The 13,855-nt window shown below is 68.7% G+C and carries 8 protein-coding genes; all 8 read right to left on the minus strand.

What is annotated here, in order from left to right; translation table 11 throughout:
• Positions 1 to 133 precede the first annotated feature (133 nt).
• The 8 genes from AC5JJ2_RS09315 to AC5JJ2_RS09350 all read right to left on the minus strand — a co-directional run bounded on the left by AC5JJ2_RS09315 (position 134) and on the right by AC5JJ2_RS09350 (position 13,772).
• Complete coding sequence (locus AC5JJ2_RS09315) at positions 134 to 2,350, minus strand: hypothetical protein (RefSeq protein WP_495857704.1); 2,217 nt, start codon at positions 2,348 to 2,350, stop codon at positions 134 to 136.
• A gap of 350 nt (positions 2,351 to 2,700) precedes the next feature.
• On the minus strand, positions 2,701 to 4,038 hold the full coding sequence (locus AC5JJ2_RS09320; protein WP_495857705.1) for a Gfo/Idh/MocA family protein: 1,338 nt from the start codon (positions 4,036 to 4,038) through the stop codon (positions 2,701 to 2,703).
• Positions 4,039 to 4,132: 94 nt separating this feature from the next.
• Positions 4,133 to 7,114 (minus strand): PVC-type heme-binding CxxCH protein, encoded by a 2,982-nt coding sequence (locus AC5JJ2_RS09325; protein ID WP_495857706.1) that lies wholly within the window; start codon positions 7,112 to 7,114, stop codon positions 4,133 to 4,135.
• A gap of 51 nt (positions 7,115 to 7,165) precedes the next feature.
• Entirely contained in the window at positions 7,166 to 8,269 is a 1,104-nt protein-coding gene (locus AC5JJ2_RS09330; RefSeq protein WP_495857707.1) for an acyltransferase family protein, read from the minus strand.
• Positions 8,270 to 8,466: 197 nt separating this feature from the next.
• Complete coding sequence (locus AC5JJ2_RS09335; protein ID WP_495857708.1) at positions 8,467 to 9,825, minus strand: DUF1501 domain-containing protein; 1,359 nt, start codon at positions 9,823 to 9,825, stop codon at positions 8,467 to 8,469.
• A gap of 243 nt (positions 9,826 to 10,068) precedes the next feature.
• Positions 10,069 to 10,902 carry an alpha/beta hydrolase gene (locus AC5JJ2_RS09340; protein ID WP_495857709.1) on the minus strand — a complete coding sequence of 278 codons (834 nt, stop codon included), beginning with the start codon at positions 10,900 to 10,902 and terminating at the stop codon, positions 10,069 to 10,071.
• On the minus strand, positions 10,899 to 12,563 hold the full coding sequence (gene lnt, locus AC5JJ2_RS09345; RefSeq protein ID WP_495857710.1) for an apolipoprotein N-acyltransferase: 1,665 nt from the start codon (positions 12,561 to 12,563) through the stop codon (positions 10,899 to 10,901). The genes AC5JJ2_RS09340 and lnt overlap by 4 nt, the downstream gene beginning before the upstream one ends.
• A 9-nt stretch (positions 12,564 to 12,572) precedes the next feature.
• A complete protein-coding gene (locus AC5JJ2_RS09350; protein WP_495857711.1) occupies positions 12,573 to 13,772 on the minus strand; it encodes a molybdopterin molybdotransferase MoeA in 1,200 nt (399 codons plus the stop codon).
• Positions 13,773 to 13,855 lie beyond the last annotated feature (83 nt).

Genomic DNA, 13,855 nt, shown 5'->3' on the forward strand with positions numbered 1-13,855 from the left:
GCCGGGCCGGGTGCCCCGGCGCGGGGCCGGGGGGGGGTGGCGGGCGCCCCACCCCCCCCGCCCCCCCCGCTCCGGGTTCCACAAAACTAAACCGCCCCGGATCACTCCGGGGCGGTTCGCGTTTCAGCTTCGATCAGCCCTTCTTCCCCTTGCCGGGCTTTTCACTCTTCTCACTCGGTTTGCTGCTCGGCGGGGGCGACGACGGCTTGCTGCTCGGCGGCGGTGGGGCCGACGGCTTCGACACCGGGGCCGGCGGGGCCGACGGCTTGAAACTGCTCGGCGGCGGGGCCGAGGGTTTGAAACTCGGCGGCGGGCTGGACGGCTTGAAGCTCGTCGGCGGCGGGGCCGGCCGCGACACCGGGGCCGGGGCCGGCCGCGGGTCGATCCGCTGCGGGGCCGGGGGCGGCGGGAGCGACCGCGTGGTTTGCGGGGCCGGCGCGTCGAACCCCTTCGGGTTCGTCGGCGGCTTCGGGTTCGGGGCGGGAGTCGTCGGCTTCGCGGCCGGCGGCGTGGTCATCGGTTTCGCGGCCGGCGGGGTCGGGTTGGCCGGCGCGGTCGGCTTCGGGGCCGGCGGTTGCGGGGCCGGGTTCAACGGCCGCGGCGCGGGCGTCGGTACCGGCGGCGTCGGGTTTACCGGCTTCGTCGCGGGCGGGGTCGTCGGCGGAAGCGGCTTCGGCTCCGGCTTGGGCGTCGGGGCCGGGGTGTTCGGCTTCGGCGACGGCGGCAGCGGCTTCGGGTCCGGCGACGGGGCAGGCGTCGTCGGCGTCGTCGGCTTCGTCGGCATCGGGGCCGGCGTGTTCGGCTTCGTCGGTTCCGGTTTCTGCCCCGCCGTCGGGGGCGTCGGCGTTAGCGGGGCCGGCTTCGGCGCGGGCTTTAGAGCCGCGTTGTTGTTCGCCGCGTTCGGCTTGCCGATCAGCGTGCTCGCCGGCGGCGGAACCGGGTTGGCCTTCGCCGTCGGGGCGGCCACTTGCGCCCGCACGACCGCCGCCTTCGGCACGTCCAGCTTCACGGCCTTCGGGGCGTCGTTCCCCTTCACCGGGACCTGCCCGCGGTCCACGAGGCTCGTCTCCAACTGCTTCCGCTGGGCGGACACCTGCCGCAGTTCCTTCGCGAACTGCTGCTCCCGCACCCGCTGCTCCTGCTGGATCGGCTTCAGCGCGATCGCCTTGTTCGTCGCCGCCACGTTGGTCAGCGAGGTCAGCATCATCTGGTTGTTGTTCACCGTGTTGTTGTTGTTCACGATGACGGTGTTGTTGTTCGTCACGTTGGTCACGTTGTTGGTGACGTTGTTGACGATCACGTTCTGCTGCACCAGCGTCCGCGGCGGCCGGGCGACCGTCCCGTTGAACCGGCCGACGTAGGTGTTGTTGATGTTCGCCGCCCAGAACCGGTCGTTGCGGTTCGCGACCCGGTAGTAGTCCCACAGTGGGTCGTACCCGACGGACCGGCCGACGCTCACGGACACGCCGAACCCGCTGCCGCCGATGCCGACCGCCCACGCGGAGAACCCGCGGTTGACGTACCGGTTCTCGAAGTAGTCGCCGAAGTAGTAGCAGCCCCACCCGCGGCGGACGAACAGCGACGTGTACAGCGCCGGCTCGCTCACCACGATCGTCGGCGTGTAGAAGTACGACGGCCGGGCGTACACGGCCCGCGGCACGTACACCGGCGCGAACAGGACGCCCCGTTCGGCGAGCGGCATGTCCCAGTACCCGTCGATGAAGATGTGGCCGGCCGGCGTCCAGCGGTAGTGCGCCGGGACCCAGACCCAGCCCGGCCGGTGATCGACCCAGAAGCCGGGCCGCCACACGTACCGGTGGCTCCGCCACACCCAGCAGCCGGGGACGTGGATGTGCGTCTCGCTCGGCGCGGGGATCGACGGGGCCAGGTCGAGCGGGGCCGGCGGTTGCGTCAGGTACTCCACGTCCGCGCGGGTGATCTCCGGCGTCGATTCCTGCCAGAACCCGTGGACCCACTGGAATCCGTTGCGGACTTCGCGCCAGCTACCGGGAACCCAGACGCGGCCGGGCGGGGGAACCCTCCAGAACCCGCTGATCCAGATGAAGTCTTCCCGCTCCTCGTCCCAGTGCCAGTAGCCGGGAACCCACTGGACGTTGTCCCCCTCCGGCTTCTGGTCGGGCGGCAGCTCCTCGATGGCGTCCGGCGGCGCTTGGCGGACGAGCACGGCGTCCTTTTGGACTTCGAGCGTGGCGGCGAACGCCTCGTGGACCGGGCCGCGGGCGAGGACTTCCACGTCCGGCTCGGCGGCCGGGGCGACGGTCGGGAACGAGGTGGCGAGGCCGAGGCTGGCGAGGCCGGCGAGTATCAGGCGGGGAAGGCGGGTTCTCATGGCGTACCCTCAACGGGGTGATTTTCAGGCGGGGTGCGGACACCGGCGAACGTGGTCGGCCGGGCAACTTGCGCCGTTACCTTCAAGTTCGCGGCAGAGTTTACCGAACGTATCGGCTACACCGTACCGGACGGGTGAGGATTCCGCAACGGGAAGCCCCGATCCGGCAAAAACGAACCCGCCCGCCCCGAAGGGCGGACGGGTCGGCGAGTCAGGTTCCACACTTCCCGACAAACAAATACATGTGCAAGTCCAGTGCCGGTCTTGTAGGGCGGGTCAAGGCTTTGCGCCGACCCGCCGGGGCATACGCGGCGATGGCGGGTCGGCGCAAAGCCTTGACCCGTTCTACATCACGCCAACGACCACCCCTTGCGGTACTCCCGCTTCAAGAACTGGTCCGCGGCCGGGCAGTTCGTCGCCTTCATCGCGGCCGCGTCCCACTCCAGCTTCTTCCCGGCGCGGTACGCGACGTTGCCGAGGTGGTTCGCCTCCGTGAGCCAGCCCGCGTACTCGAAGTTGCACGTCGTCGCCGCCCCGGTCTTGCAGGCGTGGATCCACTCCAGGTGGTGCCCCATCGACTTCGCGATCGTCGGCTCCGGCGGCTTGAAGTCCTGGTACAACTTCTTCGGCAACAGCATGTGCTTGCCGTAGTCGGCCAGCAGCATTCCCTTGTCGCCGACGAACAGCACGCCGTTGTCCCACTGCGGGATCTTCTTCTGGGCCCAGGCCGCCGGCTTCGCCGTGCCCTGGTGCCACGTCAGCGTCAGGCCGGGCATCCCGTCCCGCGGGCCGTAGGTGTACGTCGCGGACATCGACGCCGGGGCGATCTCCGCGTGCGGCGGCGGGCCGGCCGCCTCGATCGTAAGCGGGGCCTTCAGGTTCAGCGCCCAGAACGGCAGGTCGTTCCAATGGCTGCCGAGGTCGGACGTGGTGCCGTTGCCGAAGTCCCACCACCGGTACCACTTCGGCCCCGGCACGTAGACCGGGTGGAACGGCCGCATCGGGGCCGGGCCGACCCACAGGTCCCAGTCCAGCGTCGCGGGCGGCTTCACCGCCTCCTTCGGCCGCTCGGTCAGGCCGACCATCTCGGCCTTGAACGCCGGGTGGTTCTCGAACTTCCGCGCCTCCTCGACGGATTGAAGCCCCCACGCCCGCGACACCCAGACGTGAACCTCCGTCACGCCGCCGACCGCGTTCGCCCGGACCAATTCGACGACCCGGCGGTAGTTGTCGCTGGCGTGCATTTGCGTGCCCATTTGCGTGGCGACCTTCGCCTTGGCTGCCGCCTCGCGGATGACCCGCGCCTCGTGGACGTTGTGCGTCAGCGGCTTCTCGCAGTAGACGTGCTTGCCGAGCTTCAGCGCCGTCAGCGTGGCGAGGGCGTGCGTGTGCTCGCAGGTGCTGACGACGACGGCGTCGAACTCCTTCGCGTGGTCGAACAGCTTGCGGAAGTCGTTCACCCGGCGGGCGTGCAGGTTGTGCCGCACGGCCGCCGCGTCCATCGCGGTCGCGTCCACGTCGCACACGGCGACGACGTTCTCGCCCTTGATCCCGTTGAGGTTGGCCGCCCCGCGGCCGCCGACGCCGATCCCGGCGACGTTGAGCTTGTCGTTCGCCCCATGGATGCGGGCATACGAGAACGCCGGCAGCGCGACGGCCGCCCCGAGGAACCGACGACGAGTGAACATGATCGTCTCCCGTGTGAATTGGCGAACGGCACGGCGTAAGCGTGCCGGTGGTGTGCGTGCGCAGTACCGGCACGCTTACGCCGTGCCGTTCGCCTTATGGCACTTGCATGATGTACGCGATGAGGTCGGCCATCGCTTCGACGCTAACGTCCTTCTCCAGCCCCTCCGGCATGAGCGAGAGGCCGGTGCTCTTCATCGACTCGATGTTCGACCGGGCGACGGTGTCCTTCAGCCCCTCGCCGCGGACGAACGTGACGCTCGTGGCCGTCTCCGCCTGGATCATGCCGGCGACGGTGCGGCCGTCGTCGAGGTTGCACGTGTAGTTCAGGTACTGCGGGTTCACCTCGGCGTTCGGGTCGAGGACGTTCGACAGGATCGCGTCCACGCCGCGGTTCTTCATGGCCGACAGGTTCGGGCCGAGTTCCTGGCCGACGCCTTCGAGCTTGTGGCACGCGGCGCACGTCTTCGCGAACACGGCCTTCCCCTTCGCCGCGTCGCCCTTCCGGTCGAGGGCCGGGCGGTACTTCTCGACCACGTCCGTCCGGCGGGCCGGCTTGAACGCCGCGAGCAGCGCCGCGGCCCGCTTCTGAATCGCCGCGTCCTTGTGGGCCGTGAGCCGCTTGATCTGCGTGGCGTCGAGGTTCTGCGGGGCGAACATCTTCTTCTCGATCGCGTCCAGGAGTGCCGTCACGCGGTCCGGCTTGGCGAGGAGCGTCTCGCCGGCCGCCGCCCGCAGCCGCGGCGAGAGGGTCTGCCAGTTTTTGAGCAGCGTCTCCGGCAGGGCCGGGTCGTTGAATCGGTCGAGCACGCCGAGGGCCGCGAGTTGCACCTCGCCGGGCTGCCGCAGGTCGAGCAGCTTCACGAGCGTGTCGCGCACGTCGGCCAGCTTGCCGAGGGACAGGGATTGGACCGCTTCGACGCGGACAGGCAACCGTGCCTTTTCGTCGGACGCGGTGACCGATGAAGCCTTCAGGAGTCGTCCGGTCAGTCCTTCATCAATGACTTTTGAAACACCTTCGCGTGCTTTCTTGCCACCGCCGGCGTTGACAGCTTTCACCAGTCTCAAGAGCAAGGCGTCGGACTTACCCTCTTGTTTCAGAGCCTTTAACGTGGACGTGAGATACCAGACGTCATTCTCATCGTCGCGCCGCGAAATCATTGTGGCGAGGTCGGCGAGAACTTGGTGGTCACCATTAGGCTTGGTCCGCACCATGTTGCTTATCGCTGACAGCACTTGCCCGGGGGTTGACGTGCCCCGTTTTCCCGTCAAGGAGCTGAGGAAAGCGGTTTTTGACCAAGTGTCCTTCAATTCAAAGGATAGGTGAAAGAGTGGGGGTGACCATAATAAGTGATCCCCGAAGGTGAAGAGAAACTGATACCGAACTTGGGCGTCCTTCGCTTTCTCAACCTCTTGCCAGATCTCGTCGAGAACTATCGCGTTGGGAATTGCGTCCGGATAAGTTGAAGTTAAGCGAAAAGCATGTTCGCGGACGACAGGATATTTTGAACTCATCGCCACCCGCACTTGCTCCGCCTTGAGTGCGGTGATCCCATGCAGCGCATACAACGCGTGAACGTGGCCGTACTCCGAATATGCGAACACAGATTCATGCATGTTCACGAGTGCCGGAACCGCCGCCTTGTCCTGCCGCTCGTACAAGAGACGGCTCGCCGTCTCGCGGTGCCACGCATTCGGGTGGTCGAGCAGATCCACGAGTTGTGCCGTCGTCATCGCGCCCAACTTCGGCAGCGTCCGCGGCGTGTGGCCTTCCGGCACGACGCGCCACAGCCGGCCGCGGTCGCGGCCGCTCGTCAGGTCGAGGTGCTTCTTGATGACCGGCGGCAGGCTCGCCGGGTGCTCGATCGTTTCCCGGTACATGTCGATCACCGTCAGGCAGCCGTCCGGGCCGTTCGCGAACTGCACCGGCCGGAACCAGTTGTCCTTCGACGCCAGGAACTCCGAGTCCTTGTCGATCCGGTCGGCCCGGTACTGCACGCTCCCCTCCGGCAGCGTCAGCTTCTTGCGGTGGACGAGGCTGCTGCACGCATCGCCGATGAACGCCTGCCCCTTCAGGTCGGGGGCCGCGTCGCCGCGGTAAATCGTCACCCCGGTCGCGCCGGTGAAGTACCCGGTGGAGCGGCCGCCGCCCTCGACGATGCCGGGCGTGATGCCCTGCACGCGCAGCCGGGTGCGGACCGCCCGCCACGGCTCGACCGGCGCGGCCGGGAAGACCTCCGCCTGCGGGCCGTCGGTGGCGATGCTCACCCGCGGCGGCGGGGCGATCAGGTACGGGTTCCGGGCGATGTACCGGTCCTCGTACATCACCTGCTGGATGTGGTCGCTGTTGGACGAGACGAACTTGTGCCCCCAGTCGTCGAACGTCATGCCGTGCTGCGCCCCGCCGCTCGTCGGCCGCAGGTCGAGCGTCCGCGGGTCGAAGTCGAAGTCCCGGCCGTTCACGTTCACCGGCTTGAAGTTCTTGTCGTCCGGCCGCGAGATCGTGCCGCCGCAACTGCTCGCCGACCCGTGGATGCGGTTGTCGAGCGTCCAGAGGAACGTGTTCAACAGCCCCTGGACGTTGTGCGTGCCGAACCCGGTGTAGACGATCTTCTTCACGTCCGCCTTACCGTCGCCGTCGGTGTCCTTCAGGTAGTAGATGTGCGGCGCGTCGCCGACGAACACGCCGCCGTCCCAGCACGCCACGGCCGTCGGCCAGAGCAACCCGTCCGCGAAAACGATCGCCTTGTCGTAGACCCCGTCCCCCTTCGTACTGTCGAGCAGCTTCACGCGGGAGAGCTTCTCGTCGCGGTTCTCCGAGTAGCCGCGCATCTCGACGACGTACAGCCGCGAGTTCTCGTCCCACGCCGCCGCGACCGGGCTGGCGATCTGCGGCTCACTCGCGACGAGTTCGACCTTGTAGCCGGGCTTCATGACGAATTTCTTGAGCGCGTCGGCCGGCTCCGTCGGCGGGATGCGGGGGAGTTCCTTCGCGTAGTCGATCTCGGCTGGCTTCTTCGGTTCGGCGGCGAACGCGGGCAGCAACAAGAACGGGACCAGCAACAACAGTCGGCGCATGTCGGACACCACCGGATGGGATCGAAGAGGTGGTGAGATTCTAGCCGAACGTCAGCGCGGGGAGAAAGGCAAAGGCAGACCGACGGCCGTTTCTTTCGCCGCGCCCGGGGCTGGGGGTTTCGCCTTCGCGCGGTTCAACAGCGGCCGCTCGACCAGGACGTGCAGCAGCCATCCGGACCCCAGGCAGCCGCTCAGGAGAAGCGCGACCCACAGGAGGTGCGTCGGCAGGTTCGTGTTCATCCCGATCGTGACGACCATGATCGTGATCCCGACCGGCAGGTGCATGAGATAAATCGAGTACGACGCATCCCCGACCGCCTGGAGGCGGCGCGGCAGCCGGACGCGGCCGGTGATCTCCCCAGCGACGACGGCGTACACGATCAGCGCGCACGGCGGCCCGAACGCGACGACCCGCGCCCAGAACCGGCCGCCGAGGTCGTCCGGCGTCGGGCCGTGCAACAGGGTCACGAACACTCCGAGCCAGATGAGGGCGACCGCGAGCGCCGCCCGCGACCAACGGACGAACCCGCGGGTGACGACGGCGGCCACGAGCGTTCCGGCCAGGAACTCCAGCACGAACGGGCTGATCGGCAGGTACATCCAGAACGCGGCCGGCGAGACGTTCGCGAACTTCGCCGCGACGATGCCGACGGCCCACGCGATTCCCAGCACCGCGGCCCATCGCTTCGGCACGAGGAACAGCAGGCCGAACGCGAGGTAGAACATCATCTCGTAGTAGAGGCTCCACGTGCCGGGGTTGAACTTCGACGGCTCGTGCCGCGGCACGAGCAGGAGCCACTCGACCCAGTTCGCCACCCACCCCGCCGCGAACACGTCGCCCCCGGCGAACAGGCCGAGCAGCGCGGCCCCGAGGACGCTCGACACCCACAGCACGGGGTATATGCGCCACAGCCGGCGGGCGAGGTAGCGGGGCAGCTTCTTGGCGCGGCCGAGGTGGTCGAGGTGCGCCCAGGTGATGATGAACCCGGACAGGACGAAGAAGACATCGACGCCGGCGTACCCGAACCAGCGGAAGGCGTGGAACGGCCGCCACTTCGACCAGACGTAGCCCTCCCACGACCCGACGTGGTAGCAGACCACGAGCAGGCAGGCGATTCCGCGGAGGGCCTGGAGGTTCTGGAGGGTCGGCCGCATGGCCGCGGAGTGTAGCGGCGGCGGTGGGGATTGGGCAAGGGGGACTGGGAAGGAGCTGGTTTTCAGGCTGAAAGCCTGGGAGTTCATAGCCCAGGGCAACGCCCTGGGCGCGCCTGGGCGGTCGCGGACACGCCGGACGCCCGCGCCCAGGGCGTTGCCCTGGGCTATGAACTCTCACCCCTTCGGGGTGAAAACCGTTACAGCACTTCCTTGATCGGCTCGCCGCCTTCCGTCACGACCGGCATCGGCCGGCCGGTCGGGTCCGTCCACGTCGCGTCCAGCGGGATGTCGAGGTGCTGGAACACCGTCGCCGCGAGGTCGGAAGGCGTCACCTTGCGGGACTTGATCTCGCCCCCGCGGTGGTCGGTGCTGCCGACCGCCTGCCCGTGCTTGCCCTTGCCGCCGGCCATCAGCATCGACATTACGGCCGTCCAGTGCTCGCGGCCGGCGTCCTTCGTCATCACCGGCGACCGGCCGAACTCGCCCATCATCAGGATCAACGTCGAGTCCAAGAGGCCGCGGCTGTCCAAATCCTCGATCAGCGCCGCCAGCGCCCGGTCGATGGTCGGCAGGATCGGCGTCAGCCCCTTCTGGATGCCGCCCCACGGCGGGACGTTGTCGCCGTGGTGGTCGAAGTACCCCCACCGGCCGCTGACCAGCACGAACGTCGTCCCGGCCTCCACCAGCCGGCGGGCGAGCAGCGCCTTCTCGCCGACGCTGACGCGGCCGTAGGTGTCGCGGACCTTCTCCGACTCCCGCGACAGGTCGAACGCCTCCCGCACGGCGGACGACAGGACCATCTCCTGGGCCATCGCCGTGTACCGGTCCACCTGTTGGAACTGGGCCTGGGTGTCGAGTTCCCGCCGCACCGTGTCGAAGTGCTGGCGCAGCGCGGCGCGGTCGTGCAGCTGGTCGAGCTGCAACCCCTTCGGCAGCGCGAGGCGGCCGGGGAGTTCGTTCCCCTTGACCGGCTCGAACGCGGCCCCCATGTGCCCGGCCCCGTACACGTCGGCCTTCCAGGAGTCCGCGAGGCCGAGGAACGCTGGCATTCCGGCGACGTTCGACCCGCGGAACTTCGCCGCGACCGACCCCATCGCCGGGTAGCCGCCGCCGTCCTTGCCGTCCTCCGTCCGCCGGGCGAGGGCGCTCCCGGCCTGCATCGTGATCGGCGTGTGGTTACTCGCGGAGCAATCGACGGCCCGCAGCACGCTGAGCTTGTGGGCGAGCCGAGCCTGCCGCGGTAGGTGTTCGCAGAACTGAATCCCCGGCACGCTGGTGGCGATCGGCTTGTACGGCCCGCGGATTTCGGCGGGCGCGTCCGGCTTCGGGTCCCAGGTGTCGATCTGACTCGGCCCGCCGGACAGCCAGAACAGAATGACGGCCTTCGGGTCGCGGGCCTTCGTCGGGCTGGTGGCGCGGAGCGTGTCGGCGAGGGTCAGCCCGGCGAACCCGGCGAGGCCGGTCTGGAGGAACCACCGGCGGGAGCCGACGCGGAGCAGGTCGGCGGTCGGCGGCAGCAACGGGTTGGCGCGGGCGGCGGCGGCGTGAGAAGGCATCGCGGGCCTTTCCGGCGGACGTGGAGGGAATTGAAATGTAGCCGAGCGGCGGGGAAAAAGCGAGGGAAATAGTAGTAGGCACACTCCGTGTGCCGTCCCCTTCCTGCCGCGGGGCGTTCGTCCGAGCCGCTGCGACCGATCATAGTAGTAGGCACACTCCGTGTGCCGTCTCGTCCATGCGCCCGGAGAGTTCGCCCGAGTCGCGGCGGCGGACAGCAGACGGCACACGGAGTGTGCCTACTACTATGGCGCGTGTTTCTCCAGGAACGCCTTCAGCGCCGCGTAGAAATCGGACGTGAACCAGGCGTTGTGCTCCTGCCCCTCCATCCGGTGAAACGCCTTCGGCTCGTTCGCGACCGCGAACAGCGCCTCGCCCAACTCGAACGGGACGGTGCGGTCCGCCGTGCCGTGCGCGACGAACACCGGCGTCCGCACCCGCGGCAGCTTCGCGAGGCTGTCGAACCGATTAGACATCAGCGTGTGCGTCGGCAGGAACGGGAACAGCGACTTCGCCGCCGCCGGCAGCGACGTGAACGTCTTCGTCAGCACGAGCGCCTTGTGCTCGTGCCGGACGGCCAGCTCCGTCGCGACCCCGCCGCCCAGGGACTCGCCGAACAGGATCAGCTTTGCCTTCGGGACGTGCTTCTCGTTCGCGAGCCACGCGATCATCGCGTCGCCCGCGGCGTAGCACCCGGCCTCGGACGGGCTTCCCGCGCTCTTGCCGTAGCCGGGGTAGTCGAACAGGAGCACGGCCGCGCCGAGAACCTTCCGCAGCTCGATGGCCGTCCGGGAGCGGTGCGAGAGGTTCCCGCCGTTGCCGTGGGCGAAGAGGACGACATCCGCGCCGGGCGTCGAGGGGAAATACCAGCCGTGGATTTTCGTCCCGTCCGGGGTGGCGGTCCACACGTCCTCGCAGTCGGCGACGGGGCATGGCACCCACGACTCGGCGGCCGTGTTGCCGGGGTAGACGAGGCGGTTTTCGAGCCACTTCATGACGACGACCGTACCGAGCCAGACGGCGGCGAGAAACAGGAACAGCCGGCGAACCCGCCGCCACCGGCGCGGGCGGGGCGTCACGGCTTCCGCCGCGTGAGCAGCCACCCGACCGCGATCAGCCCCCAGCACGCGGCCGGCGGCCAGTCCCCGACTCTCGCGTACAGGCTCTCCCGCTTGTCGAGCCGCAGCTTGTCCGTCACCGGGCCGACGTGGTGGATGCTCTTCTTCACCGTGTCGTGCGGCAGCGCCTGGACGACGCCGTCCGAGTTGATGATCGCCGAGACGCCCATGTTCACCGCCCGCACGACCGGCCGCCGGGCCTCGACCGCGCGGAACTTGCACACCGCCAGGTGCTGCTCGTGCTCCTCGGACCCGCGGAACCAGCCGTCGTTCGAGATGTTCACCAGGAAGTCCACCGGCCGGTCGTCGCCGTCCTTCAGGTTGTACTGCCGGGCGAGGTACGGCTCGCTGTCCTCGTAGCAGATGAGCACGCCGAACGTGTACTGCACGTCCCCGGACATGAACGCGAACCGCGTCCGCCTCTCCCCCGGCTTGCACGAGTAGTCGTGCCGGTACGGGGTGAAGTTCTGCAACCACGGGAACAGGCCCTTCAGCGGCACGTACTCGCCGAACGGGACGAGGTGCATCTTGTCGTACCGGCCGCTCGTCGCGCCGTCCGGGGCGAGCAGGACGGCCGAGTTGTACCGCCACGTCCGCTCGCCGTCCCACTCGTCGAGGCCGGTCCCGAGGAGGACGTTCGTTTGCCACCGGGTGAAGGCGTGCCGCTCCAAGTCGGCGTTGAGCTTCAACCCGTCCTTGACGCGCTCCGGCAGCTCCCCCTTCACGCCGTCCGCCACGGCCGTGACGCCGAGCGGGTAGCACGTCTCCGGCCAGACGATCAGGTCCGGCCGGCGGATCGCCGCGGTTTCGCAGAGGCGGTTGTACTCCTTGAACAGCAACTCCTCGTCGTTCATCTTCACGTCCTGGGAGAAGTCCGCCTGGATCGCGGTGACCCGCGGCCCGACCGCGAACTCCTCGTGCTTCAGCCGGCTCACGCCGTACCCGTAGGTCAGCAGCAGGAACAGGCAGGCGAACGTGGCCGACCACATCTCGCGGTAGAAGCCCGGCTTGTACGCGGGTGGCCACTTCAACAGCCGTCGCACGGCCGGGGCGCGGAACGCCCACTCGGCGAGCATCCCGTTGAAGAACGCGACGAGGAACGAGATGAGCCAGACGCCGCCGAGGTCGGCGACCTGGATCAGCGGCGGGTAGTCGTGCTGCGTGTGGCCGAGGTAGTACCACGCGAACCCGATGAGCTGGTGCGCCCCGAGCGGCTTGAGGAACGGGAACCCCGTGGGGAAGTGCGCCCGCACGTACTCGAGCGCGACCCAGACGACCGCGACGGCGAACGGCAGCGGCAGCCACGACAGCCGGTCGAGCCGGCGAATCAGTGCGAGGCCGATGGGGAAGTAGAGGGCCGACGTGAGCGCGAGGCCGACCCACGCGGCGTACATGGCCGGGTGCGCGACGCGAATCCACTGGAGCGCCGGCAGGAAGAACGCATACCCGCCGAGGAAGGCGGCGAAGTACCGGCGGCGCGGGCTGACGCCTTCCGCCCGCACGAGCGTCAGGAACGGCACGAGCGCGAAATAGGCGACGAACCCGAGGTTGAACGGGTAGAACGCGAGCCACAGCAGGAGGCCGGACAGGATCGCGGGGGCGAAGACACGGGGCTGCGTCACGGGGAGTCCTTATTCAGTCGTGGCGAACGGCAACACGTCAACCGCATCCCCGGCCGCGTAGTTCACCTCGCCCGGCGGCAAAACCAGGAACGAGTCCGCCTCCAGCAGCGCCCGCAGGTCCGGCGAGCCGAACCACGGCAGTCCGCACGCCCGGCCGTCGGCCGTCCGCCTCGCCGGGTGGTACGTCGGCCGATTGTTGTTCGCCCGGAACGGTTCGCTCAAGGCCAATCGTTGAACCCCCGGCCCGCGGTCCACGTGGCCGCCCAGCACCCGCAGGGCCGGCTTCACGAACAGCTCGAACCCGACGAACGAACTCACCGGGTTCCCCGGCAGCCCGAACACGAGCGTGTCCCCCTTCGTGCCGAACAGCAACGGCTTCCCCGGCTTCATCCGCACGTGATGGAAGTGGGCCGTCACGCCGAGGCCGGCGAGCACCTTCGGCACGAGGTCGAAGTCGCCGGCCGACACGCCGCCGGCCAGGACGACGACGTGCGACGTAATCAACCCTTCGTTGACGAACGACCGCAGCACCTCCGCGCGGTCGGTCGCGATGCCGATGTACCGCGGCAACCCGCCGGCGCGGGTCGTCTGCGCGACGAGCATCGGGCCGTTGCTGTTGCGGATCTGCCCCGGCTTCGGCTTCTTCAGCGGCTCGACCAGCTCGTCCCCGGTCGCGATGATCGACACCCGCGGGAACGGGTACGCGGCGACCGTCGTGCGGCCGACGGACGCCAGGAGGCCGAACGCCGCCGGCGTCATCACCGTCCCGGCCGGGATGACCACGTCGCCGGCCTTCATCTCCGTCGCCCGCGGTAGGACGAACTGGCCGACGGTCGGAACCTCGCGGACGACAACCGTGGTCAAGGACGACGAGTCGGTCTTCTCGCGCATGACGACCGCGTCCGCCCCGTCCGGGATCGGCGCGCCGGTGAACAGCCGGGCCGCCTCGCCGCGACCGACCGCTTTCGTCGGCAGCTTCCCGGCCGGGATTTCCTCGATCACCGTCAACTCGACGTTCGGCGTCACGTCGGCGGCGCGGACGGCGTACCCGTCCATGAGCGACTTGTCGAACGGCGGCGAATCGACATCCGAAGCAACGTCGGCGGCGATGACCTGGCCGAGCGACGACGACATGAGGGCGGTGAAGTCGCGGGGCAGCCGCTTCGCGTGCTTCAAGACAATTTCGCGGGCGGCGGCAACGTCGAGCATGGACAACCCCTTCGCCCGAACCCCGGTGCGCGGGCGGGCCTATCGGTTTAGTTATGAACTGGGGGATACCGACGGCACGGATC

The sequence above is a fragment of the Limnoglobus sp. genome (assembly GCF_059499385.1).